This window comes from Avibacterium paragallinarum (assembly GCF_011765605.1).
Taxonomy (GTDB): domain Bacteria; phylum Pseudomonadota; class Gammaproteobacteria; order Enterobacterales; family Pasteurellaceae; genus Avibacterium; species Avibacterium paragallinarum.
Genome location: NZ_CP050316.1, coordinates 170496 through 194530, shown reverse-complemented (window position 1 = coordinate 194530; position 24035 = coordinate 170496). Strand labels below are relative to the sequence as shown.

Below are 24035 nucleotides of genomic sequence, written 5' to 3'. Positions count from 1 at the left end.
CTATAAAATTTGGCTTATTGTAACCAAAATGTTCTAATGAAATACCAATATTTTCCTAATTTTTTACTTAACCAATTTTTATACATTCCGCTATCTTTTAATTGTTCACGTTGTTGCAACAAAATTTGAATAGCTGTTTTTGCATCAGTGAGTTGCATCGTATTTGGATTTAAATAGAGTGGATAATATAACAGAGTTCCTGCAATTAACTGCTCTAATGTTAATTTTCTTTTTCTACGCTGCAAGTCATAGGCATCAATGGTTAACCCCCAGTGAGCATAAAACGGTGAACCATAGCAATAGACTGTTTTACCTCGTAATAATGCTTCAAAGCCGGCTAAAGAAGTCATTGTATGAACTTCATCAACAGCTTGAATGCAATCTAAGATATTTGCATCAGTAACCACTTGATCAGCATACATTAATGCTTTTTCTTGTTTTATATCGCCTGTTCGATTTCCACTCAATACGTCAGGGTGTGGTTTATAAATAATATAAGCATCGGGGTAAGTTTCTCTAACTCGTTGTAGTAAAGTCAGGTTTGACTTACACTGGAGGGAACCAAAACGTATAGAAGCGTCATCTTCTACTTGCCCCGGCACTAAAATCATTTTTTTAGCTGTATTTGGGCGTGAAAAACCTGTATAGCCCACATTATACTTACCGATATTCGCCTCAATAAGCTGTTGTTGGATCTCTTTTGCTAAATACTCATCATTTTCTGAGAACTGCGTATTTTGCAAAATATACTCTAGTTGTGAAGGTTGCTGCGGATTGAAATAAATCCCCAGTTGATCCACTACAAGAGAAAGCGGTGCCACTAAATTTGAGCCTAATCCAACAGAACGAATGAAGCCATCTTCCATTCGCCAAATGGGAATATTACGTTGTTCTGCGTATGAGATGATTTCTGGTTTTCCTTGCCCCCAAAGCAAAAGTTTTGCATTTTCGCTCAGTTGAATTTTCTTAAACTTAGCAAGCGAATGGACAAAATGTAAACGGCAGTTTGGCAAATGAAAAAAAGGTTTTAACACCGTTTTTTTCCACAAAGAAAGCCCAATACAATAAAAATCGCCCACTAATACAGATTGCCAATGTTTAACCCAATTTAGATAATGAATGACATCAAAAATATCGCCTGATTTTCCCGTGAAAGGATTGATATAGCGACAATATTGAAAATAGGCAGCATAAAATACAGTAGCCAAATCACGAGAAATGCGATGCTTTGTTTGAATTAATTTAGCAACAAAAGGATGACGATCATCTGTTAAGCCCCAACCGGCAAACCAAGGCACACCAAAGGTAACCACTTCTTTGCCTTGTAGCAATGCTTCAAATCCCATTTGTGAAGTAACACAATATACTTTATCCACCTGAGATAATAAGGTAGGAGGATTAATATCTTGGCTAATGATTCTCACACGAGCTTGATCTAATAAATCGGTTAAATATCCACGTTTTTTCCCTGCAATCACATCAGGATGTGTTTTTACCCAAATTTCAGCATCAGGATTTTCTTGCAGTGCTGATCGCAGCATCTGACGAAAACCATTTTCATCAGCCAAACCATATTGCACCGCCATATCACCAAAGGTTTGATCAATAACTAATACAATTTGATTTTTATGTTCTGTGTCTATTGGCTCGCAAGGTGCGTGATTATATTTAGATAATTGCCATTCACGAATCAATGCCATAGCTCGATGGGATTGTTGCGCTTGCTCATCATTTAAGCAGCAATCAGCAATTAACTTTTCCAACCGTGAAGGTTTTTCTGCCGCATAGTAAATACCCATATCGTCCACAACCAAAGAAATGGAGGGTATCCTTCAACCCCAAGTCCGATAGAGCGAAGAAAGCCATCTTCAAGTGCAATATAGTGCAGATTATGCTTTTTAGCATAATCACGTGCTTTGTTTGCCGTAGGGCGAAATCCCCAACCCATCACAGAATTTCAAAGGAACAGGTTGGGCTATCCTTTAGAAAACTAGATAGATTCGGGATTTTTTTGATTCCAGAGGAAAAAATAATTGGGTTCATCAAATCATCTCAATATTAAATTGTCGCTATCCTAAAGCAGAGAAGCTATTGAATCAATAAAATGGTCTGTATAGAAAACAAACTAGCTATCTTTCAGCATTTTTCTTTGATGTCCAAAATCAAAATTAAAAATAATGGATAAAAAAACAGCGGAAGGATGCTATTTTGATTAGTATCAAATAAAAGAAAAGTATTTATCATTTTGAAAAAACAGAAATTTTTGTAATATTTGCTTGCTTGCTTGCTTGCTTTTTTTATTTTATAATGAACAGCATTTTTAAATCTATCCTTTTTATAATTTGAATATTCAGATATACAGGCACTTATGAATAAGTTATTATTATTGGACATCATTCTTCTCATTTTTTGAATGTTGAGCGGCTACTTCAACAACATGGATTGGATCCTGCTAATAAATCAAAACGAGAGCAACTTACTCCAGTAGAAATTACAGAAATTTTACGAAAAGTATGTTCGCAACAAGAAAATACATCGGCGACTATTTTCCCAGAACAATTATTAATAAATCTCAGATTGCTATCAAAGGTAATAAAAACAAAAGAAGAAAGAAACAGAAGATTATCTCTGTAATGCCTGTAACTGGTTCAAATAATCAACTAAAAATTAATCCAATATGGAATGGATTATTTCTAGACTTAATGCTATCCAACTTAGAGCAAGATATGTGGGGATGGGCAGATTCTAATGCGATAGAAGTTTTAAATTACTGGGCAGAATTAGATCCTGAGATTAAATTTATTTTTGTTTATGATCACCCAAGTAATATCTTCTTACATTCTAACGTAGAGCAAGCATTATCTTTAAGTGCTAACGAGATAGATAATAAATTACAGCAGTGGCAACAATATAACCAAAAAATGTTGACCTTATTTAATCAATATAAATCACGTAGTGTACTTCTTTGTGGGCAACAAATGCTTGATGAAGTTAATAGTGCTGTAGAGAAAGTAGCAAATACATTATCAGCTCCTTTATCTTTAGAACAGCAGTGTGATGTTATGGATGTTGAAGATGATACTGAACAAGGGCAGAACTCAACATTAGAAAAATTTGTAGTAAATAATATCCTTCAAGGCTATAAAGAAGTTGCTAATATTTATGAGGAATTACAAAATAACGCTACCTTACCTTACCTTACCTTACCTTACCTTACTCTTGAAGGGCAAAATTCAGCAGTGTTAAGTGCTTGGAAAGATCTGATTAAACAAAAATCTGATTTAGAGAGCCAAAAATATACCATCAAAAAGAATCAAGATCGAATAGCTGAATTAACTTCTTCAACAACAGAATTGTCTGAGAGATTAAATACAGCACAAAATTCATTTTCATCACAAAAAGCAAATCTAGAACTCAAAAATCATCAATTACAAGACGATTTAGATCATAGCAGAAAAATAGTCAAGAACTTTCTAGACAGCTAGGAAATATACAAGAACAAACCACTAGAATTATAACTGAAAAGAAAAGATTGCTAAGGAATTGCAACAAATAAAAGAGAAAAATCATTTATTACAAAAAGAATTATCTGAGGAGAATAAAGAACTTTTAGAACAGGTGCATATCTTGCAACAAGAGTTAGAGCACTATTTTGAAGAAAATCAAAAATTAAAACAAAAGCCATTATTATTCGGAGCACCTGAACGTGTCAAGCAACAACTGAATTATCAGCTTGGTGCAAAATGATTAAGAATAGTCGTAGTTATCAGGTTGGCTAAAAATGCCGTTTTCACTGTCTCATATTCAACGTGAATATAAAATACATAAAAAATATAACCAACAGCAGAAAACTTTACCTAGATTAGAAGAATATCAAGATTATCTTCAATCAGAGAAAGTGAAACGTCATCTTTCTTATCAATTAGGTGAGCTTTATTTAAAGAATAATATTTTTAGTTTTTTAGCTAAAGTGCCGAAAGTAGTAAAAGAATTTAGAAAAAATAAAAAAGGCTATGGGAAATAAATTACAGCAATTACAGAATAAACGTGATCAGTTGGGTCGAAATATTGGTGCTCTTGATTTTCTTATAGATTTTATAAAAAGAAGAATAATAAATATATTTTTTAGATAAAGATTCGTTAAGACTAAATCAAATGCACATAAAATCCATTTATTGTCAGAAGAAATTTCCAGTAAAAAATCTGGAGAAGAATTTGATTTTTTATTGCAATATACAGAGATTAGAAAATTAGATTAGAAAAATTAGAGTTAACAGAAACATATATAGCATTAGTTAAATATTTATGTCTCATTATCATTCACTCAATCTTAAAAATAAAAAGCAATTTTTAGTACATATATCCAATGCATTAAGAATTTCAGAAGATTCAGAGATTATATAGAGATATATAATGAGTTTTCCTTATTTAATAAAGGATCTTCCCTTATCACCAAAATTAAAGGATAACTTTTTAAAACGAATTTTTCTGGATACTGGGATTACTCACAAACCGAAGATAAATATCTCTTATTTGATTTGCAAGATGATCCTAAACAGGCTTTCACATTCTAATAGAAAAAGAGAACATAGAAACTAAGCTAAAGATTAATCCAGAATTATATGGTGTATTTTGCAATAATTTTAGTGATGATTTTGAAAAATATAAAATATTTTTAATAAGTTTTTAAATTCTTATGCTTTACCATTAATAACTAAGGTCAATAATGGTAAAGGTAATATTCTTAAAAGAATACAATTGAAACAATGATAGGATTGTATTGAGCAAACAGAAACCTAGTATCTATCTATTGTAATGTCAGCCTATAATTCACAAGATACTATAGAGTATGCCATTAATTCTTTATTGAATCAGAGTTATCCGAATATTGAAATAGTAGTTTGTGAGTGATTGCTCTAAAGATAATACCTTGCTATTTAAAAGATATGGAATTAAAAAATTCTAAAATAAGAGTCTATCAGTCTATTAAAAACCAAGGCACATATAAATTTAGAAATGAAATGATTAAATTAGCAAAAGGAGATATATTACATTTCATGATTCTGATGATTTTGCTTTGCCGACTAGAATAGATGAGCAAGTAATATATTAAATAATCATCAGCATATTATGTTGTGTGTTCTCAATGGGTCAGAATTGACCAGATGGAAGATTTTCTATTTTTTTGATGGAAAATTAAATAGATTGTGGTTGTTTCATCAATGATAAGAAAAGAGATTTTAGAAAAAATAGGTTCTTTTAAAAGTTCTTTAGTTGCTGCTGATACTGATTTCTACGAAAGAGTGATTCATTTTTATGGTAGAGAAAGCATTTATAAATTAGAAAAACCATTGATTTTAGGATTATGGGGAGATGGCTCCTTAACGAAACAAAAAACATTAGTAGCAGGAAATAGTGGGTTTGTTGCAAAAAAAGAAGAGCTTCTCTGATATATGTGCAAGGCAAAGATTATTAGGAAATGAAATTTTTCTGATGAAGATATTAATGATGTGTTGAAGGAACATAGCATTTTTAAAGAAAATTTGGAGTATAAATATGATTATGCTAATATGGCAACCTTCCCAGCAAGAAAGGATATGTTATAAAAGTATTCAATCTCTACATAAACAAATAGACTTGCTAAATCTTTGTTTAAATGAATTACATCTATTCTAAAGAATATGCGAAGTTCTTAATTTGAATCCTATTATTCCTAATAAAGATTATAAGGATGTAGGTAAATTTATACACCCTATAGTATTAGATGCCCTCTTATATCTTAGTTGATGATGATATTATTATCCTCCTAATTATGTAGAACATCTACAATATTTTATGAAAATAAAAACTTGAATGTTGTTATCGGTACGCATGGCGTTATATATTCCGATATATACAATGGTTCATTTAAAGCAAGAAAAGTTTTTTCGTTTTAGACAGACCTTAGATAAAATAAGAGTGGTAAATCAATTAGGTACGGGAACTGTTTTTTTGTGAAAGGTCATCAATTACCCTCATTATCTTATATGGAGGGATTCACAAAAATATGTTGATGTGAGATTTAGTAAATATTTATAGGAATAATATATCTTTATTATGCATTCCTAGAGAGGCTAACTGGCAAAAAGAAATAACAGTAGAGAATTCTATCTTTCCAGTTTTACTAAAAAAATGGCCTAGTGAAATTATTAGAGAAGTACAAGTCATATCAGGATATTCAAAATTAAGATTTTCTGTAGTAAAACAAATTGAATTAGATGAATCAATTTCTTATTAATATATAAATATCAATTAATAATAGATATATATTAGATGAGCTTATTTCTAATATTTCACTATTCATAAGGAAATAAAAATGGACTTCTTATTAACTGTTCTGAAATCAGAAAAAAAATTATCGAGATTAAGAGAATGTGCAGAAAATGCAAATAAAACAATTCTTTTTCAATATAATATAAATATTATTATCAAAACAAAAATTTAAGATTGTGTGTTTTTTTTGAGGGGGGGGGGGGGGGGAGAGGGTATAGATGGGGCATTATCAGCCTTTATGGCAATTAATCCAAGTATTACTAGTTAAGCAAATTTTGGATAAGGATAACTTATTTAGATTTGATAAAAATAAAAAATAGACCCTATATTCTAAGGACTTTAAATGACAAAGATAGCTATTATAGGAACAGGATATGTAGGTTTATCTAATGCTGTACTTCTTGCACAACATAATCAGGTTATTGCTCTTGACATTATGCAAGATAAAGTAGATTTAATTAATCACAAAAAATCACCAATTAAAGATAAAGAAATTGAGGAATATCTTGCAAGTAAAAAGTTAAATTTATCTGCAACGACAGATGTTAATTATGCGTACAAAGAAGCTGATTTTATTATTATTGCGACTCCTACAAATTATGATGTAGAAAGCGGTTATTTTGATACCTCATCAGTAGAAAAAGTTATCTCTGATGTTTTAACCATTAATTCATTAGCGACGATTATTATAAAATCAACTGTTCCTGTTGGCTTTACGCAAAAAATGCGTGATAAATTTAATACTAATAATATTATTTTCTCACCTGAGTTTTTGCGAGAAGGGAAAGCGTTATATGATAATTTATATCCTAGTCGAATTATTGTGGGTGATCATAGCGAAAAGGCTAAAATATTTGCTCAATTACTTGCTAATGGTGCAAATAAAAAAGAGATTCCTATTTTATTTACAGATAGTACCGAAGCGGAAGCAATAAAATTATTTGCTAACACTTATTTGGCTATGCGTGTGGCTTATTTTAATGAGCTAGATACTTATGCGGCTATTCATCATTTGGATACAAAACAGATTATTGCTGGTGTGTGTTTAGATCCACGTATAGGTAAACATTATAATAATCCAAGTTTTGGCTATGGTGGTTATTGTTTACCGAAAGATACCAAACAATTATTGGCAAATTATAGAAACGTTCCTCAGAATTTAATTGAAGCAATTGTTCAATCTAATCGTACTAGAAAAGATTTTATTGCAGATGAGATAGAAGCGATGAATCCTAAGGTGGTGGGTATTCATCGTTTTATTATGAAGGCTGGATCTGATAATTTTAGAGCATCTTCTATCTTTGGTGTCATGAAACGTTTAAAGGCAAAAGGAGTAGAGTTAATCGCTTATGAGCCCGTTGTAAAAGACGATGATTATTATTGTGCTACAATTATTAAAGATTTGGAAGAGTTTAAAGATAAGTCAGATCTTATTATTACTAATCGTCTATCGGAAGAATTATTTGATGTTATAGATAAAGTTTATACAAGGGATATTTGGGGTAGTGATTTTTAAATTTTCAAAGATAAATCGATTATTTAAAGAGAGACAATATTCTCTATTATTGGCAAAATATTCAGCTCAATTTAATAAATCTTTATTAGGAAAAACTATTTTTGAGTCCGGTTTATATAGTCAATTTTTGACGGATCCTCAATGGAAAGGATCAGTTTTTTATGCCGTTGGATTATTATTTTATAAAGATTATACTGATTTTAGGGTTTATTGGCGTTCGTTCTCTAAAAAGAAAAAACTAAGTGCATCTGATAAAAGAATTATATTAAAATCTTTATATATTAATTACCCACATAAAGCAAAAGCTTTTTGTAAATTTTATTTTCCACAGGATAAAATATTATATTATTCTATTTTAAGTGTTATAGATGAGAAACTAAAGGATAATTCTCTTTTAGAAATTAGTTTATTAAAAAAACCTCAGAATATATTATTGGCTAGTAATTTTTTAGCAATAGATAATCCATTAAAACAGCAGTATTATTTTAACCAATTAATGGATGCTTATGGGTTAAGAAAAATAGTATTAATTAATTACACTAAAGCTATATTTAGTACTAATTTGCGATGTGATAGAGTTAAAATAGAACAAAAAAATGCAGAAAACTTTCCTTTGGTGTCGATTTTAATGACGACATTTAATAGCCAAGAATTTGTAGAAAATAGTTTGTTATCTTTAATTTATCAAGACTATCCGAATAAAGAAATTATTGTGATTGATGATTGCAGTTCCGATAATACGTGCAATATTGTTCAAAAAATTTCTGATAAATATTCTTTTGTTAAATTAATTCAGTTGTCAGAAAATGTGGGGACATTTTTGGCTAAAACAATTGGGGCTAAATTTGCAACTGGAGAGTTTATAACTTGCCAAGATTCTGATGACTGGGCACATCCAGAAAAATTAACAAAACAAGTAGAACCTCTATTGAAAAATAAAAATATAATAGTCACTTTTTCTAAGTGGTTTAGAGTTACAGAAAAAGGAAAAGCATATTCAAGGATGATCTATCCTTTTATCCGTTTGAATCCTTCTTCTGCATTATTTAGACGTCAAATTGTTGAAGAAAAAACTGGATTATGGGATTGGGTAAGAACAGGTGCTGATAGTGAATTTAATGCAAGATTAAAGCTTGTTTTTGGTAATAAAGCTATTTTTGTTATTAATAAGCCTTTGACTATTGGAGCTCATAGAGAAAATTCTTTGATGACTAGCATTGAAACAGGTTATTCAGATCATAGTGTTTTAATTCGACAACAGTATTGGGAGAATTGGAATAATTGGCATATCAAACAGTTAATGTTAGGGCATTCTATTCGTATGAACTATAAAAATAGAAAAGAGCTTTTTTCTATTCCAAAAGAGATAAGTGTTGATATAAATAAAATTTCCCGAGTCTTTAAAAAATTGGAATTATTTTTATAAAAAAGTTTTCTACAGGAAATTGAGCAAAAATTAATAATTATCTATGATAATTACTCACTTTTAATAGAAAAATCATGATCAAAAACAAAATAATTAAGGTAAAACTATGCGTAAATCGCTGATTGCAGTAAGTTACTGCTTATTATTAATGTCTTGTTCTTATTTGCCAAATTCAGGACCGAGCAAAGGCAATATTGAGGTAGTCAATAAACAGAAATCCAATGAGGATTTGCTTGCAGTACAGTTGATCGAGGTGAATAATAAAGTTGTGGAAAGTATGTTTAATCAACAACAACCTCAATCATTTTTGCAGTTTCCTTCATCAAAAGCACATTATCAGGGGGTAGTAAATGCTGGTGATTTACTTGATATTACTCTCTGGGAAGCACCGCCAGCAACTTTGTTTGGCAGTGTGTTGAATCAAGCCGGTGTGTCGGGCGGACAAAGCACTCACTTACCGGAACAGGTGGTTAATAGCAATGGAAGAATAACCATTCCTTTTGTTGGTGCATTAAAAGTAGCAGGGAAAACACCGGAGCAGATCCAATCTGAAATTGTTGGACGTTTACAAGCAATTGCCAATCAACCACAAGCAGTGGTGCGAATTGTGAAGAATAATTCTGCTAATGTGACGGTTTTAACTAAATCGACTACTATTCGAATGGCTTTAACTGCTTACGGTGAACGAGTGTTAGATGCTATTGCGGCAGCAGGTGGAGCCGGTGGTAATGTGCAAGATGTTTCAGTGCGACTGACTCGTGGAAATCAGGTGCAAACGATTTCTTTAGCCAGATTAACGGAGGAGCCACAGCAAAATATCCTATTACGTTCCGGCGATGTAGTAACGTTATTAAATAATCCACTTTCTTTCACTGCAATGGGTGCGGTAGGAAATAGTAAAGAAATTCGTTTTTCGGCAGAAGGTTTAACTTTAGCAGAAGCAATCGGTCGTTTAGGTGGATTGAATGATGATCGTGCAGATCCAAGAGGAGTATTTATCTTTCGTTATGTTCCATTTGAAGAAATGCCCTTAAGTAAACAAAATGAATGGCAAGCCAAGGGGTATCACAACGGAATGAAAATTCCAACAGTATATCAAGCGAATTTACTTGAACCTCAATCAATGTTTTGGATTCAACAATTTCCAATTAAAGATAAAGATATTGTTTATGTATCTAATGCACCATTGGCTGAATACCAAAAATTTATTCGTATGATTTTTGGAGCAACTACACCGGCGGTTTCAACTGTAAACAGTGTTAATAATCTGTAGGGGGAGATGATGGAACAAAATGTAGTAGTTCAATCGAAAGAACAACTGAGAAAGTTAAAACAGTGGTTGCGAAAAATTAATCTGTTATTTTTACTGACGGTGATTATTCCGACTTTTTGTTCGTTATTTTATTTTTCTATTTGGGCTTCCGATGTTTATATTTCGGAGTCCAGTTTTATTGTGCGTTCTTCTCGTGCTCAAGCATCGCTCGGAGGTATGGGGGCTTTATTGCAGAGTATCGGTTTTGCTCGTTCGCAAGATGATACTTTTACGGTGCAAGAATTTATGCGTTCGCGTAATGCGTTGACAACATTGGAAAGTGAGTTACCGGTGAGAAAATTTTATGAAGATGAAGGGGATTTTTTCAGCCGTTTTAATCCGTTAGGTTTTTTTAATGAACAGGAATCGTTTTATCAATATTTTCGTAAACATTTGATGATTAATATCGATTCTTTATCTGGTATTGCTACTTTACAGGTTCGTGGTTTTAATGCTGACTCGGCACAACAGATTAATGAAGCATTATTGCATTTGGCGGAAACATTAGTGAATAAACTCAATGATCGTGCACGTAAAGATACAATTACTTTTGCGGAACAATCGGTAAATGAAGCAGAAAAATATTTGTCTGAAACCTCGACAGCCTTAAGCCAATATCGTGTAAAAAATGGGATATTTGATATTGGGGCACAATCTGAATCGATTTTAACTTTAGTGCAGAAGTTGCAGGATGAACTGATTGCCATTCAGACGCAACTTGATCAGGTGAGGGCGTTATCTCCGGATAACCCTCAGGTTAAAGTGTTAAAGGCAAGGCAAAAAAGTATTCGTGAAGAAGTGGCACAACAATTGAATCGGGTTTTTGAGGGAAACCATTCTTTAACAACACAATCAGCAGAGTACCAGCGTTTAATTTTAGATGAAACCTTGGCAAAACAGCAATTAACAGCTGCAATGTCTGCGTTACAAAGTGCAAAAGAAGAAGCTGGAAGACAACAGCTTTATCTGGAAATTATTGCTAAACCTAGCCATCCAGATTTAGCATTGGAACCGCACCGTTTATACAATATTTTGGCAACTTTGATTCTTGGATTAGTTATTTATGGCGTTTCAACTTTATTATTAGCCGGTGTGAGAGAGCATAAGAACTGATGCAGTATGGTGAACAAACTTCGTTAAAAGATTCATTTACTATCCAAGGACGGGTGTTGAAAGCGTTGTTGTTGCGTGAAATTATCACTCGTTATGGTCGTAAAAATTTAGGCTTTTTGTGGTTGTTCGTTGAGCCATTTTTGATGAGCCTAGTTATTGTGTTAATGTGGCATTTTTTTCGTGCTGATCGCTTTTCAACATTAAACATTGTTGCTTTTGCAATGACGGGTTATCCATTATTAATGATGTGGCGTAACGCTTCTAACCGTGCAATTAGCGGTATTGATTCCAATATCTCATTACTTTATCACCGTAATGTACGTCCTCTTGATACGCTTTTTTCTCGTATGATTTTGGAGATTGCTGGTGCGACTGTAGCACAAATTGTGATGTTAGTGATTTTAATTGCTATTGATTGGATCGGCTTGCCAAATGATGTGTTGTATATGCTTTTTGCTTGGTTCTTAATGGCACTGTTTGCCATTGGTTTAGGTTTAATTATTTGTGCTATTTCTTATTATTTAGAGTTTTTCGGTAAAATTTGGGGAACATTATCTTTTGTGATGTTTCCTATTTCCGGTGCATTCTTTTTAGTGAATAGTTTGCCAAACAATCTGCAATCTATTTTGCTTTGGTTTCCAATGGTTCACGGTACGGAAATGTTTCGTCACGGTTATTTTGGTTCTTCAGTTATTACAATGGAATCACCGAGTTATTTATTTATTTGTGATTTGGTGATGTTATTAATCGGTCTACTGATGGTGCGTAGTTTTAGTAATAGGATTAATGCAAGATGATTAGTGTAGAACACGTTTATAAAAAATATCAAACACGGACAGGTTCGGTAACCGTATTAAATGATATTAATTTTAGCCTTAACAAAGGAGAAAAAATTGGTATTTTAGGACGCAACGGAGCAGGAAAATCAACATTAATTCGTTTAATGAGTGGTGTTGAAGCTCCAACTTCAGGAATAATTCGACGAGAAATGAGCATTTCTTGGCCATTAGCCTTTAGCGGTGCATTCCAAGGTAGCTTAACGGGAATGGATAATTTACGCTTCATTTGTCGTATTTATAATGCTGATATTAATTATGTTACTGAATTTACGGAATCCTTTTCCGAATTGGGCAATTATTTATATGAGCCTGTAAAAAATTATTCTTCAGGAATGAAAGCACGCTTAGCTTTTGCATTGTCGTTATCCGTTGAGTTTGATTGCTATCTCATTGATGAAGTGATTGCCGTTGGAGATTCTCGTTTTAGTGATAAATGTCGCTATGAACTTTTTGAAAAACGCAAAGATCGTTCCATTATTTTAGTTTCTCATAGTCCAACCGCTATTAGACAATATTGTGATAATGCAAAAGTATTAGATAAAGGAAAATTGTTAGATTTCTCTTCTATTGATGAGGCTTATCAATATTATAATCAGACATAGAGGTTAGATTTTAAAATAAAATAACGTTACTTTCTTGCTTTATCATAAATTTCAATGGCTATAGTTAAGTTCGAAATAAATCAAGGTAACAAGCTGAATACAGTGAAAATAGCACTTTTATGCCAAGTAACGCTGGATGATTTCTAAATTAAACACCTATAAAATTCACAAAAAGAAAACATCGTACTTTGATCTACCCCCAAATCCTAGACACCTAGGAAGTTAAATATTGAGCTCTGTATTGCACAGGATTCAAGTTGTTTAATGCGGATTTCCGTAATTCGTTATAATACGAATATACTCGTACAGTGCCACCTCTAGCTTCGCGACATTGGCAAAGCGATTCGGGTAAAAACATTATTTTACAATGCTAAAGAAACTCTCTATCACCGCAATAGCAATTTCCCTTACGACTCATACTCTGAATCGCCTTTGGAAAGCCCTTTTTACCCATCAATATTTCTCGACACGCAGACAGTTGATAAAGGCAACCTTGCTCTCTATGAATCATCGGTACTGTGCCAGAAGTTCGCTTTGATAAGGCTTCTTCAAGCATTTTCGAAAAAAGCCCAAAACTTTGTCGCCGTCTGATTTGGTAGGTAATAATCTCACGGCTCACCAAATCCATTATGGGTGAAAGATATAACTTTTCATTCCTAACACGAAATTTGGTCACATCTTAGCCTTAAAGTTTCGAGCTATCAAATTCGGCACGACATAGGCTGTTCTTCCCGTCTTCACAAGTTTTTTGGCTTTCACACAGGAACGAATATTCAGTTGACGCATTTGTTTCAGCACCGTTTTTCCACTTAGACAATACTCTTTCTCGCGTAACTTCGCTCGAATGATGCGGTAACCATTTCGCCCTTGATGTGCCTTAAATATTTTCAGTATTAAGTTATCAATATCATCTAATTTCTTGATTTTTCTTGCATAACAGAAGGTTGCACGAGGTAGCTTCGATACGGAAAGGGGATATTGTGCCCTTAGTCAGCAGACGGTGGCACATTTTTCCGTTTGAGTTTGAGGTCTCTGAGCTCCAAAGACTTTTTAAATAGGCATTCTCCGAGCGAAGATATTCAAGTTATTGTAATAAAAGGTTTTTTCATAGATTTTGACGGGTCTTTGGGTAGTTTCGTCGTATTTTTCTTCCGATTAGGCTGGCGAATTAGCCCATTAATACCGTATTCTTTATACGCGTTGCAACCAAATCACAATTTGGGTCTGATTGGAAAGACCACAATATTCCACCACCTGACGCACACTCATTCCTTGCTCAGAAACTAATGAGATGGTTTGTAGTTTAAGTTATGTTGAATAATGTTTTCCCATAAAGAATCTGCCCTTTAATTCGTGGATAGTGTCCAAATTTTTTTAGGTAAATTACTTTATAAAATAAAGTGCAGTGCTTTTTCTTACTTCATTCAATCCCGATCAATTTATGGGTTTGAATACTCAGTTGCCATTTCGGTTTATTGGGACGCTGGTTGAGCAGCCCTAATTGGGTGATGGTGTGGAGTAAATTCATCTCGCCATTGATTTCACAAGGGGAAAGATAGTAATGCGTGGCTTGGATTTTGCTTTCAATTAAGGCACAGAAATCTTGCACATCACCGTCAGCCACAATACGAATTTCATCAGCGTGAGAAATGCAACGTTGGCGATATTTCGCTTCGTATTCCCGCTTTGGGCTGGTGGCGATGTAGTCGATTTGCGTCGGAATGGTTTTTAATCCGTTGGTTTCAATGGCTAAAAAATAGCCTTCCGCTTTGAGTTGATCGAGCAATAACGCAAGTTGCGGTTGGATTGTGGGTTCGCCACCCGTGATGATAATATTCTTCGCCGAAAACGACCGCACTTTTTGCAAAATCGCTTGCAACGACCATTGGCTAAATTGGTTGTACGGCGTATCACACCAAGGGCAAGCCAAATTGCATTTGCCAAAACGCACAAAAATGCTCGGCATTCCCGTGTTTGCCCCCTCCCCTTGCAGGCTTTCAAAAATCTCAACAATGGGGTAATGGGGATTAGAAATTAACGCTGCCATTAGGATTTTCGGTACTCACAAAATGAAGTGGGCGTTTCCCATAAGCGAATGGCACTCAGTGGCAGCCCTTGCTGTTCAAGACGCTGAAAAATAAAACGTGCCATTTCTTCCGCCGTGGTTCGCGTTGGCATTGCAAAGGTTTTGGAGTTCAACTCTTGCAGTAAGCGAGCGATTTTACATTCGCGTTCGCTGGTTTCGTCATAGATAAAGGCGTGATCCATTGGAGCGAGGATCTGTTCTTTGACGATCTTTTTCAAATCGGAAAAATCCATCACCATTCCTTTTTTCGCTCCGCTTGGGTGAAGCTCGCCTTGCAGTTCAACTTGTAATTTGTAGGTATGACCGTGTAAGTTTTGGCATTTGCCATCGTGTCCGTCAAGCAAATGTGCCATATCAAAACTAAATTCTTTAGAAACCTTAAACATTTTGCACCGCACTTTTTTGTTGTAAATATTCTTCTAGCCCTTTGTTACGCAAAATACAGCTCGGGCATTCGCCGCAGCCGCCCTCTACGCCCATATAGCAAGTATGCGTGTGCGTGCGGATATAGTCCAACGCCCCGAGGCTGTCTGCGAGTTCCCAAGTTTGGGCTTTTGTCAGATACATCAAGGGCGTGCGAATGTTGAAGTTGTAATCCATCGCAAGATTGAGCGTTACATTCATTGATTTTATAAACACATCGCGACAATCTGGGTAGCCGCTAAAATCCGTTTCGCAGACCCCAGTGATAATGTCAGAAATGCCCTGCCCTTTGGCATAGATCGCGGTATAGAGTAGAAATAAGGCGTTACGCCCATCCACAAAGGTGTTAGGAAGCTCGCCTTTTGCCTGTTTGATTTGAGCGTGATCGTCCATTAACGCATTGGTGGTAATGGCTTTGATTACGGAGGTGTCAATCAAAGTTTGTTTAATGCCTAAATCCTGAGCTATCCATTGGGCTTTTTCGAGTTCAATGGCGTGGCGTTGCCCATAATGAAAGGTAACCGCTTGTACATTTTCCTTGCCATAATCAGCAATGGCTTGAATTAAACAGGTGGTGGAATCCTGTCCACCCGAAAAGATAACCACCGCTTGACGGCGGTGAATGTTGGTTGTTGTCATAAATTGTCCTAGTTTTTTTGCGTGGGAGGGTCGCGAACCACGATAATAAAGAGCGTTATTCTATAATGATCGCCCCTTGATTTCAAAATAATCGTTACACATCGGGCATTTGTATTGAGCTTGTTTTAAATTTAAACAGCGAAAAAAAGCCCGCACATCGCGGGCTATCATTACTTATTCTTTAAACGAATCTTTTAACCGTTCCTCAGCACGGCGAGATTCTCCTTTATGTTGCAATTTATTGAGCTGACGCTCTAATTTTTCCTCTACTTCATTAATGGCTTTATACATATCTTCCGCCTCACTGCTGGCGAATAAATCACCAAACGGCGTACCAATCGACGCTTCCACCGCAAAGCCTTTCGGCACTTTATTTAAAATGAAATGGGGATTAATCAGTTGAGTTTGCCATTTTCCTAATTTAGCAAGTCTTTCTTCGATGTGAGAACGAATAGCGGGGGTGATGTCCATTTGTTTACTTGTGATATTTAGAGTCATAGCATTTACCTCTTGTTGATTGTCGGTCGCCCGACCTGAATGAAATCCTATGCCTACAACATAACGCCATCAATCTTGCTTTTCAAGTGCTTTATCACAAAATTTTAAATAAAAATGTAAATTTATGATCTTAAATAAAATATAAGAAAGCTTTCATAAAAATATATTTACAAAAATAAAAATTCAAAAATCAAACATTGCAAACATTTTATTGATATGCCTCAATAAAATCCCTATGACATATTGAATTTTCTATAAAATGATTGACCCGTTAAACAATACGTAGCTAGGATAAATGGATATTGAACAGATAAAAAACATAATTAGAATTTTTATAATAGGCTAAAAATAGTCACCAAATGGACACCAAAAGAAAAGGGAGGATAAAAATGAGATATAAAAAAAAGCCGCTCTTGGCGACTATCTTATTGATTTACTTACGCTTTTAAATGGTGCCCGAGGGCGGACTTGAACCGCCACGACTCGAAAGTCGAGGGATTTTAAATACTTTTTAACCCTATTAAAAACAATAAGTTATTAATATTCTTATTTATTTAATTAGTAAATATAAATATATATGAATATATATTGACGAAAATAGTCACCAATAGTCACCAAAAAGAACAAGGGATTTTGAAAAAATCAATCCCTTTTTAGATTAGATAATGGATTGAGTGCTACCGCACTTTCTAAGTGAGATGGGGCGAAATGAGCGTAACGCATAGTCATTTCAACAGTGGAATGCCCTAGTATTTCTTTTAGCACAAGGATATTACCCCCGTTCATCATAAAATGACTGGCGAAAGTGTGGCGTAAAACGTGGGTAGATTGCCCCTTGGGTAAGTCAATGTTGGCACGCTCCACCGCATTTTCGAATGCTTCATAAGCGTCATCAAATAAACGCCCGCGTTTTTTAGGCAACATATCATAAAGCTCTTTACTAATTGGGATTGTGCGATTTTTCTTAGATTTTGTGTTGGTATAAGTAATTTTATAAGGCATTATTTGCGATTGGGTAAGCTGTTCTGCTTCGCTCCACCTTGCCCCCGTTGCAAGGCAAATTCGCACTATTAGCCCTAAATCTTTATTGCGGGAATTATCGCATTCAATCAATAACCGCTCGATCTCATCGCTATACAAAAAAGCAAGTTCCGTTTCAGCCTCTTTGAATAAGCGTACACCCTCCAACGGATTTCCCGCTTTCCATTTTCCTAGATTACGCATTTCATTAAAAACGGCACGCAGATAGGCGTGTTCACGGTTTACCGTTGCTTCTTTCGGTGGGCGTTTTGGGTTTTTAGAAAATTTCCCCGCAAGACGTTGTTTGCGATATTCCGCAAAAGTTTCTTTGCTTAGTGCGTTGGCTTTTAAATCGCCTAAGTTTGTGGCAAGGTTAAGTAATTTATTTAAACGATTTTCACCGTCTGATAAAGTTTGCCCGTGTAGCTCATACCATTCTTTAATTAACTCTTTCAGCGTTGGGCTATCATCGTCTGACGTTACCAACTCAATATCTTCTAGCTCATCATTTTTTGTGCTATGCTGATTTTGATAGCGTAACGCTTCGCCCTTGGTTAAAAACCATTTGCGAATGCGTTTGCCGTTTTGATAAAAGTCAGCGAGCCACTTGCCGCCTTTGCTAGGATCTTTTCGTACTGACATTTATTATTTAAAAGTTTTTGCTAATTCCACAAAATCATCACGCTCATATTTTTCATTGTTGTATTTTATCAATGTTCTAATCGCTGTTATTCTAATATCAACACGTTCATTATTGGCTGTATTAATACCCGTTAAAGCATAAGGATTTCCACTATCTGCATACCCAAGAATACCATCGCATAATAATTCAAATTTCATATGATTAGCTGGCTGATTAAGATCAAAGTAATCACCAAAAATAGAAAAATTCAAAAGCACAGGAGAGAATGAAGCAATTTTGAGTTTCTCATCTCTTTCTTGGCTATCAAGCTCTTGTATATAACTAATATAATCTGTTCTTGGCTCATCAACCATTTCACAGAAATCATCAAATCCGATAGCTTCCTCCAAAACTTCATCAAAATCATCATAACGTTTACTTTTATAAGTAAACTTTGTTTCTATATCTTCAACATCAATAATTAATTCGTTATTTTGACTATCTATACATAACAATTTATCCCACCCAGTTTGAGAAACCATCAATTCTGTCACGGTATAATCCTCAATTTTTGGTGTTTCAGGAGCTTTAAATGAAACTATTATTTTCCCTTTCCATAAAGAAAAATAGCCTTTTTCATTCAGTTTAAAACGTTTATTGATAAGTTCTTCTCTTGTCAAAACTTTTTTTATATCTTTATTCTTATTAGGATTTTTCTTCTCTTCCCTATATGCAAAAATAGAAATGATAGCCCAACCAATAGCAACATAAATAATATAACTATTTGCCGTTTCTGACGAACTAAAAAGGCTTATCCCCAAATAAATAAGGATATTAGCAATAACCCACCCAGATAAATATCGAAGAGCAAGTTTCATCACATCATCTCCATTTTCAAAATCACTTTACCCACGATGTCAATATCATTGACATCACACTCAAAAGAAAACTTCCCGCCGTCCACTCTAATTTTGCCTGCTGGTAGCACAGTGATGTAACGGATTAGGTAGGAATTTTCCACGATAACGAAGTACTCCCCGTCAGTTAAGTTACCAACCTCTTTTGTAGCGAAATAAGTCAAATTATTTTCCACAATGGCAAAAACATTGTCGTAAGCTTCGCGGCTTTCTAAATTTGGTAACAGATTGATAAATAAAGGCGTTGTGCCTTTTATGAAAGATTTTCCATTTTCAAGTAAGATTGTATGAAAATATTTCAAGTCGCTCATTTCATCAAAAATAGGCTCTTCACCATATGCCACAAAATCTAATCTTGCACCAGTTTCTTTAACGCAACGTATTACAAGTTCAGCAGGAAAAAAACCGCGTTTAGCCCAAGTTCCAAAGGTACTATGTGGCATTCCTAAATGCTCTGCTAACAGCTTTCTATTTGCAAAACCATAAGCAACCATTATCCGAGAAATTACTTCTTTCCCACCTATTAATTCTTTTTTAGGCATCATTTGACCTTAAATTTTATATTGACAAGGTCAAATGACCCAGTTTATATTTAATGGGTCAAATGACTTAAATTCAATATTTACCAATATTTACCAATATTTACTAAACAGAGAGGTTACCCTATGGAAGCTCAAAATTCAATTTGTATAAATATACAGTTACACACAGCCCCCTATGTAACAGTAAAGGAATACGCTCGTTTAACAGGGGCTTCTGTCGATAAGGTGCGAAAAATGGTGATTGAAGGTAATTTGCCAATTCGACCAAAGAAAAAGCTAAGAGATACCGTGTTTATCAATATGGTGGCGATTGCAAAAGAAGCATCAGCACAGCAATAAAAACCGCACTCATCAAAGTGCGGTGGGATTTTAAAGAAAATTTATAAGGTGGAGAAAATGGAAAAATTAAATCAACGTGAAATTCATATTAAATTAGAAGCATCAAGCTACAACCTGACAACATTAACCGTCATTAATCAAAAAACTGGTGATGAGCTTTCCGAAGTAAGAAAAGCCATTGAGGAAGTTAAGCAAGCGATTAATCCTGCCCCTTATCAACCAACAATTCAGCCAAATAGCGTTCAAAAACACCAGCCAATTCGGGAGACGTTTCGGCTATTGTGTCGCTTGCGTGAACAGTCTCTTGCTCAAAAACGTCAAGAAAATCATCAATCGTTGGAGAACGAACCAACGCCCGCACCAGTGAGCGATTCAGCGTTTCCAAAAATGCCACTTTCATCTCAAGCTCGTTTAGACGTTCTTGCTGTGCTTGATCGTTTTGCTTTTGGGGAACAGACATATGATGACCTCTTTAAGTTAAGTTGTGAGTTAGTTGAAATTTATACGCAAGGATACAGTAAAAATAGCCTGTAATACAAGGTGAGAAAAAATGCTTTATATCAATGAACACGAATCACTGGCAGAAAAATACTGCCAATTACATCATATTGAGCCACCCAAAGTGAAAAGTTGGAAAGATTGTTTGCAGTTTTTAGATAAAAGCCGTTATGCCGTGGAGCGAGCTTTTAATTCCCTTTCTCGTTTTCAGCGTGCATTACTGACTACGGTCGCCAACATTGACGCATTACAAGATTTTCAACGGCAAGAAAGCCCCGTGAGTGGTGAAAAATTACATCACTATTCCGTAACAGGACAATTAAAAATCGCTAAAGGATTGAAATTACTAAGAACAATTAGTAATGCCTTTCCTAAAGGGATTCGCTTTTCCGACTTTTGCCATACCGAGCAGAAAAAGGAGAACAATAATGGCTCAAATTAATCCGATTATTTGTGGGCAATATGCTAATCACCGCTATCGCCAATATTTGAAATGGCGTAATAAATGGCTTCAAGCCGTTAACGAGGGCAATCAACAGCAAGCCGATTTTTATCATCAGCAGCTTATTTGTGCTGCTGATGAACGCATTCAATTTTCTAAACTCGCAAACCAAGCTAGAGGAATGAAGCAATGACAATCCAACATCAACACATTATCGAACTTTCCAATCGTTATCAACTTTGTGTCAATGATAACGGGTTTATTCTTTATCAGCTCACACTCAATAATGAGGGCGTGTGGAAACGGTCAAAAGGGCAAGTTTGCCGTAACTTTGAAGCGGTGGTTGAAACCCTTGAGCATTGCGAGTTAAACAATGAAGACGTAAATAGTTTGCGTGATTGTGCAAGCACGTTACAAGCCATTTTAGGCGAAGTTAAAGAAATCAAAGCGTTATCAGTTAGTCAATAATCCATTTTCAGGGCGGTTGTGATGTCATTACTTCCTTCTAGCAATTCCACAGCAGCAAGCCCTGAACCTTTCTTTCAGGTGTCGCCACCTATTCCCTATAAACCGCAACGCGATCCCGATGAACAACTCACCACGGCACAGTTGGAACTGTTTGAAACCGTGCCAGAAGATTATGAATTTGTCGAAGCCTTTTTAAAACAATTCCCCCGAGCAAGGTTGCGTGAGCATTTTCGCCATTTGTATTTGCGAGAATATCGCAGCGTGAAAGATGATGGGTCGATTGCCTTTGCTTGTGGCAATAAGCAACGTTATCACGCCAATACTTGGCTGCGTGCTTTGGGCGGGCGGTTGGAGTTGGTGTTTGGCCAATACCCTATTCACCTTGAGGGGTTGCTTGCCTTTCAGGGGAAAAACCCGAAATGGTTAGAAGATTTGCTGTTTGATCTCAAGGTAAGTGCAGCAAACGAGAAATACAAAAAAGCCTTTGAAGCAGACTATGACAGCGAGAAAACTGCTCAAAACTATGCCCGCTGGTATGCTCAACAACGCAATAAAGCCAGTGTGCCATTTTATTTGCTCACCGAAACCAAGTTAAAAGCCCTTGCCGACCAGTTAGCCCGTGCCTTTAGCCAACATCATTATGACTATGTGCAACGCATTGCGAAACAGCACCAAGGCGAGCCATTAAGTACGGTGGAAATTCAGCAACATTTTTTTAAGCTCTACCAACAATGCGGCGAACTTTGCGAAAAAATCGGCTTCCCGATGAACCATTGGGAAAGCCACAAAAACGCTAAGAAATTGAAAGGGGAAATTGTCGATGCCGCTCTTTGCCGTATGGCGTGTGAAAAATATTGGTTTAAACGTATGCGAACCACACAAAAGCAAATGGTAGAACATATCGCCATTGCGTGCGGTGGCGTGCGTCGTGGGTTGGCTCAATATATTTCTAACGAGGGCTTCAAAGAGTGGACGTATCAAATCAAGAAAAATCACGATTTTTTGAAGCAAATGATCGTAGAAAATATTGACGACCCCGCCGAGCAAGCCGAGCTGTTCGATATGTATTTCAAAAGTTCCAGCAATCCCGCGTTACGTCGTAAAGAGCTAATGAACCGTTTACGCGGCATTGAAGAGTGGGCGGAGGAAAAAGGGCATATGGCGTTATTTTTAACCTTAACCGCCCCGAGCAAATACCATTCATACCACGAAAACGGAAAGGAAAATAAAAAATATAACGGAGCAACACCAAAGACAACGCAGAGCTATTTGAATAAGGTATGGAAACGCTTCCGTGCCTTACTCAAAAAGCGTCGCATTGCCTTTTATGGTATGCGTGTCGCCGAGCCACACCACGACGGCACGCCGCACTGGCATTTGTTGCTTTATATCCAACCGAAGCATAAAGACGAAGTGATCCGCCTGTTTCGCTTGAAAGCCCTTGAGGAAGATGGCGACGAGCGAGGGGCAGACGAACACCGCTGTAAAGTGGAAGAATGCGATCCCGCGAAAGGTACACCAACGGGCTATATTGCCAAATACATTTCAAAAAATATCAACGGCTTTGCCCTTGATGATGAATATTCAGACGAAGATCCAGAAATGCGATTAAAAGACAATGCCGCCCGAGCAAGAGCCTGGGCGAGCCTTTCGGGCATTCGTCAATTCCAATTCTACGGCGATAAATTCGTTACGTTATGGCGTGAGTTACGTCGCCTTGCGAGCCAAGTAACGAAAGAAGAACGCAACCAAAAAGCCCAAGGTTACAGCAATCAGTTAAGCCTTGAGTTATCCCACTCACAAGCAAAGCCTTATCCGAAAGCGTGGCAATTTGACGATCGCACCCTTGCTCGTGCGGTAACTTGTGCCGACGTGGGCGATTATGCGGCGTTTGTAGATTGCTTAACGCCAAACGGTTTTTTAAGTGAGCGGAAAGATAACCCGCTCAAAATGCACTATGAAACCAGCGAGCCGAATAAATACAATGAAACACGGAAAATAATTAAGGGGGTGAAAAATGCCTTTTCCTTGGCTGAACCTATTTTAACCCGTCTTAAAAAATGGGTGATTAAGAAAGGTGATCCAAATCGCCACACCAAACCCCACGAGCGAAGCGAGGCTAACTTAGGCGGGCTTGCCCGCCCTTGGACTTGTGTCAGTAACTGTAACCTTAAAGAGCGGTCAAATTTAGAGCAAAAAATAAGGGAAGCAGTGAGACCGATAGCCAAGCCGCTCAATGATCACCAGATAGAACAATTATTGATAGGTAAAAGGCTAATTTTGAATAGGAAATATTCGATACAAATTATCAATAATGATGTCGTTATCAACGAAAGCAAGCAACCCGTGCAGACGGTATTGTCTGACGCAAGCGGCATTTTGCAAAAAATCTGGAAGCTCTTTTCTTGATATTAATTAAAT

At 35.7% G+C, this 24035-nt stretch carries 26 protein-coding genes, 1 pseudogene and 1 riboswitch; of the genes and pseudogenes, 17 read left to right on the top strand and 10 right to left on the bottom strand.

The features are described from left to right. Nucleotides 1-14: 14 nt before the first annotated feature. Nucleotides 15-2043 (bottom strand): annotated as a pseudogene (locus HBL79_RS01135) (capsular polysaccharide biosynthesis protein). A 470-nt stretch (nt 2044-2513) separates the two neighbouring features. Here HBL79_RS01135 and HBL79_RS01130 point away from each other — a divergent pair. The 11 genes from HBL79_RS01130 to HBL79_RS01080 all read left to right on the top strand — a co-directional run bounded on the left by HBL79_RS01130 (nt 2514) and on the right by HBL79_RS01080 (nt 13120). Then, nucleotides 2514-3485, top strand: a complete 972-nt coding sequence (locus HBL79_RS01130) for a hypothetical protein (protein WP_167316906.1) — start codon at nt 2514-2516, stop codon at nt 3483-3485. 58 nt (nt 3486-3543) lie between these two features. Beyond that, nucleotides 3544-3747: a hypothetical protein gene (locus tag HBL79_RS01125; RefSeq protein WP_167316905.1), complete on the top strand. Its 204-nt coding sequence runs from the start codon at nt 3544-3546 to the stop codon at nt 3745-3747. Nucleotides 3748-3781: 34 nt separating this feature from the next. Further along, nucleotides 3782-4024 (top strand): hypothetical protein, encoded by a 243-nt coding sequence (locus HBL79_RS01120; protein WP_167316904.1) that lies wholly within the window; start codon nt 3782-3784, stop codon nt 4022-4024. Nucleotides 4025-4815: 791 nt separating this feature from the next. Then, entirely contained in the window at nt 4816-4911 is a 96-nt protein-coding gene (locus tag HBL79_RS12585) for a glycosyltransferase family A protein (RefSeq protein WP_167316903.1), read from the top strand. 296 nt (nt 4912-5207) lie between these two features. Beyond that, the gene (locus HBL79_RS01110; protein WP_167316902.1) at nt 5208-5450 is read left to right on the top strand and encodes a hypothetical protein; all 243 of its coding nucleotides are present in this window, start codon (nt 5208-5210) and stop codon (nt 5448-5450) included. Between the two features lie 1205 nt (nt 5451-6655). After that, entirely contained in the window at nt 6656-7828 is a 1173-nt protein-coding gene (locus HBL79_RS01105; RefSeq protein ID WP_017807035.1) for a nucleotide sugar dehydrogenase, read from the top strand. Continuing rightward, nucleotides 7818-9254 carry a glycosyltransferase family 2 protein gene (locus HBL79_RS01100; protein WP_051128123.1) on the top strand — a complete coding sequence of 479 codons (1437 nt, stop codon included), beginning with the start codon at nt 7818-7820 and terminating at the stop codon, nt 9252-9254. The genes HBL79_RS01105 and HBL79_RS01100 overlap by 11 nt, the downstream gene beginning before the upstream one ends. Before the next feature lie 106 nt (nt 9255-9360). Continuing rightward, entirely contained in the window at nt 9361-10527 is a 1167-nt protein-coding gene (locus HBL79_RS01095; RefSeq protein ID WP_035688629.1) for a polysaccharide biosynthesis/export family protein, read from the top strand. Nucleotides 10528-10536: 9 nt separating this feature from the next. Further along, nucleotides 10537-11679: a capsule biosynthesis protein gene (locus HBL79_RS01090; RefSeq protein WP_046097312.1), complete on the top strand. Its 1143-nt coding sequence runs from the start codon at nt 10537-10539 to the stop codon at nt 11677-11679. After that, nucleotides 11679-12476, top strand: a complete 798-nt coding sequence (locus HBL79_RS01085) for an ABC transporter permease (protein WP_035688630.1) — start codon at nt 11679-11681, stop codon at nt 12474-12476. The genes HBL79_RS01090 and HBL79_RS01085 overlap by 1 nt, the downstream gene beginning before the upstream one ends. Beyond that, nucleotides 12473-13120 carry an ABC transporter ATP-binding protein gene (locus tag HBL79_RS01080; protein ID WP_035688632.1) on the top strand — a complete coding sequence of 216 codons (648 nt, stop codon included), beginning with the start codon at nt 12473-12475 and terminating at the stop codon, nt 13118-13120. The genes HBL79_RS01085 and HBL79_RS01080 overlap by 4 nt, the downstream gene beginning before the upstream one ends. 370 nt (nt 13121-13490) lie before the next feature. Here HBL79_RS01080 and HBL79_RS12580 read toward each other — a convergent pair whose 3' ends face one another. The 9 genes from HBL79_RS12580 to HBL79_RS01040 all read right to left on the bottom strand — a co-directional run bounded on the left by HBL79_RS12580 (nt 13491) and on the right by HBL79_RS01040 (nt 19867). Beyond that, nucleotides 13491-13748, bottom strand: coding sequence for a hypothetical protein (locus HBL79_RS12580; protein WP_370539172.1), 258 nt, complete (start codon nt 13746-13748; stop codon nt 13491-13493). Between the two features lie 44 nt (nt 13749-13792). Then, nucleotides 13793-14005, bottom strand: coding sequence for an IS3 family transposase (locus HBL79_RS12575; RefSeq protein WP_370539171.1), 213 nt, complete (start codon nt 14003-14005; stop codon nt 13793-13795). Nucleotides 14006-14540: 535 nt separating this feature from the next. Further along, nucleotides 14541-15167 carry a 7-carboxy-7-deazaguanine synthase QueE gene (locus HBL79_RS01070; protein ID WP_035688634.1) on the bottom strand — a complete coding sequence of 209 codons (627 nt, stop codon included), beginning with the start codon at nt 15165-15167 and terminating at the stop codon, nt 14541-14543. Further along, entirely contained in the window at nt 15167-15592 is a 426-nt protein-coding gene (queD, locus tag HBL79_RS01065; RefSeq protein WP_035688639.1) for a 6-carboxytetrahydropterin synthase QueD, read from the bottom strand. Before queD ends, HBL79_RS01070 begins: the two co-directional genes overlap by 1 nt. Next, on the bottom strand, nt 15585-16268 hold the full coding sequence (queC, locus tag HBL79_RS01060) for a 7-cyano-7-deazaguanine synthase QueC (RefSeq protein WP_017807028.1): 684 nt from the start codon (nt 16266-16268) through the stop codon (nt 15585-15587). The genes queD and queC overlap by 8 nt, the downstream gene beginning before the upstream one ends. 2 nt (nt 16269-16270) lie before the next feature. Further along, nucleotides 16271-16315: riboswitch (PreQ1 riboswitch) on the bottom strand. A gap of 127 nt (nt 16316-16442) precedes the next feature. Beyond that, complete coding sequence (gene raiA, locus HBL79_RS01055) at nt 16443-16766, bottom strand: ribosome-associated translation inhibitor RaiA (protein WP_017807029.1); 324 nt, start codon at nt 16764-16766, stop codon at nt 16443-16445. A gap of 642 nt (nt 16767-17408) precedes the next feature. Further along, on the bottom strand, nt 17409-18428 hold the full coding sequence (locus tag HBL79_RS01050) for a site-specific integrase (RefSeq protein ID WP_035688609.1): 1020 nt from the start codon (nt 18426-18428) through the stop codon (nt 17409-17411). A gap of 3 nt (nt 18429-18431) precedes the next feature. Then, nucleotides 18432-19289, bottom strand: coding sequence for a hypothetical protein (locus tag HBL79_RS01045; RefSeq protein WP_152436196.1), 858 nt, complete (start codon nt 19287-19289; stop codon nt 18432-18434). Continuing rightward, nucleotides 19286-19867: a phage repressor protein CI gene (locus HBL79_RS01040; protein WP_035688605.1), complete on the bottom strand. Its 582-nt coding sequence runs from the start codon at nt 19865-19867 to the stop codon at nt 19286-19288. The genes HBL79_RS01045 and HBL79_RS01040 overlap by 4 nt, the downstream gene beginning before the upstream one ends. Nucleotides 19868-19990: 123 nt before the next feature. On the opposite strand from HBL79_RS01040, the gene HBL79_RS01035 reads away from it, so the two are divergent. From HBL79_RS01035 to HBL79_RS01010, 6 genes are read left to right on the top strand one after another with little or no spacing between them, the layout of a single operon-like run. Further along, nucleotides 19991-20206 (top strand): MerR family transcriptional regulator, encoded by a 216-nt coding sequence (locus tag HBL79_RS01035; RefSeq protein WP_035688603.1) that lies wholly within the window; start codon nt 19991-19993, stop codon nt 20204-20206. A 57-nt stretch (nt 20207-20263) separates the two neighbouring features. Then, nucleotides 20264-20740, top strand: a complete 477-nt coding sequence (locus HBL79_RS01030; protein WP_035688601.1) for a hypothetical protein — start codon at nt 20264-20266, stop codon at nt 20738-20740. Between the two features lie 16 nt (nt 20741-20756). Then, nucleotides 20757-21146 carry a hypothetical protein gene (locus HBL79_RS12410; RefSeq protein WP_035688599.1) on the top strand — a complete coding sequence of 130 codons (390 nt, stop codon included), beginning with the start codon at nt 20757-20759 and terminating at the stop codon, nt 21144-21146. Further along, complete coding sequence (locus HBL79_RS01020) at nt 21133-21339, top strand: hypothetical protein (RefSeq protein WP_035688597.1); 207 nt, start codon at nt 21133-21135, stop codon at nt 21337-21339. The genes HBL79_RS12410 and HBL79_RS01020 overlap by 14 nt, the downstream gene beginning before the upstream one ends. Beyond that, nucleotides 21336-21614 (top strand): hypothetical protein, encoded by a 279-nt coding sequence (locus tag HBL79_RS01015; protein WP_035688595.1) that lies wholly within the window; start codon nt 21336-21338, stop codon nt 21612-21614. Before HBL79_RS01020 ends, HBL79_RS01015 begins: the two co-directional genes overlap by 4 nt. Before the next feature lie 21 nt (nt 21615-21635). Further along, nucleotides 21636-24023 (top strand): replication endonuclease, encoded by a 2388-nt coding sequence (locus HBL79_RS01010; RefSeq protein ID WP_046097311.1) that lies wholly within the window; start codon nt 21636-21638, stop codon nt 24021-24023. Nucleotides 24024-24035: the final 12 nt, after the last annotated feature.

Bases quoted from the DNA above. Each gene is read 5' to 3' on its own strand.
- HBL79_RS01030 (WP_035688601.1), top strand. From the start codon at position 20,264: ATGGAAAAATTAAATCAACGTGAAATTCATATTAAATTAGAAGCATCA.
- queD (WP_035688639.1), bottom strand. From the start codon at position 15,592: ATGTTTAAGGTTTCTAAAGAATTTAGTTTTGATATGGCACATTTGCTT.
- HBL79_RS01105 (WP_017807035.1), top strand. From the start codon at position 6,656: ATGACAAAGATAGCTATTATAGGAACAGGATATGTAGGTTTATCTAAT.
- HBL79_RS01050 (WP_035688609.1), bottom strand. From the start codon at position 18,428: ATGTCAGTACGAAAAGATCCTAGCAAAGGCGGCAAGTGGCTCGCTGAC.
- HBL79_RS12585 (WP_167316903.1), top strand. From the start codon at position 4,816: ATGTCAGCCTATAATTCACAAGATACTATAGAGTATGCCATTAATTCT.
- HBL79_RS12410 (WP_035688599.1), top strand. From the start codon at position 20,757: ATGCTTTATATCAATGAACACGAATCACTGGCAGAAAAATACTGCCAA.
- HBL79_RS01010 (WP_046097311.1), top strand. From the start codon at position 21,636: ATGTCATTACTTCCTTCTAGCAATTCCACAGCAGCAAGCCCTGAACCT.
- HBL79_RS01080 (WP_035688632.1), top strand. From the start codon at position 12,473: ATGATTAGTGTAGAACACGTTTATAAAAAATATCAAACACGGACAGGT.
- HBL79_RS01085 (WP_035688630.1), top strand. From the start codon at position 11,679: ATGCAGTATGGTGAACAAACTTCGTTAAAAGATTCATTTACTATCCAA.
- HBL79_RS01015 (WP_035688595.1), top strand. From the start codon at position 21,336: ATGACAATCCAACATCAACACATTATCGAACTTTCCAATCGTTATCAA.
- HBL79_RS01130 (WP_167316906.1), top strand. From the start codon at position 2,514: ATGTTCGCAACAAGAAAATACATCGGCGACTATTTTCCCAGAACAATT.
- HBL79_RS01070 (WP_035688634.1), bottom strand. From the start codon at position 15,167: ATGGCAGCGTTAATTTCTAATCCCCATTACCCCATTGTTGAGATTTTT.
- HBL79_RS01120 (WP_167316904.1), top strand. From the start codon at position 3,782: ATGCCGTTTTCACTGTCTCATATTCAACGTGAATATAAAATACATAAA.
- HBL79_RS01020 (WP_035688597.1), top strand. From the start codon at position 21,133: ATGGCTCAAATTAATCCGATTATTTGTGGGCAATATGCTAATCACCGC.
- HBL79_RS01095 (WP_035688629.1), top strand. From the start codon at position 9,361: ATGCGTAAATCGCTGATTGCAGTAAGTTACTGCTTATTATTAATGTCT.
- HBL79_RS12580 (WP_370539172.1), bottom strand. From the start codon at position 13,748: ATGGATTTGGTGAGCCGTGAGATTATTACCTACCAAATCAGACGGCGA.
- raiA (WP_017807029.1), bottom strand. From the start codon at position 16,766: ATGACTCTAAATATCACAAGTAAACAAATGGACATCACCCCCGCTATT.
- queC (WP_017807028.1), bottom strand. From the start codon at position 16,268: ATGACAACAACCAACATTCACCGCCGTCAAGCGGTGGTTATCTTTTCG.
- HBL79_RS01040 (WP_035688605.1), bottom strand. From the start codon at position 19,867: ATGCCTAAAAAAGAATTAATAGGTGGGAAAGAAGTAATTTCTCGGATA.
- HBL79_RS01090 (WP_046097312.1), top strand. From the start codon at position 10,537: ATGGAACAAAATGTAGTAGTTCAATCGAAAGAACAACTGAGAAAGTTA.
- HBL79_RS01035 (WP_035688603.1), top strand. From the start codon at position 19,991: ATGGAAGCTCAAAATTCAATTTGTATAAATATACAGTTACACACAGCC.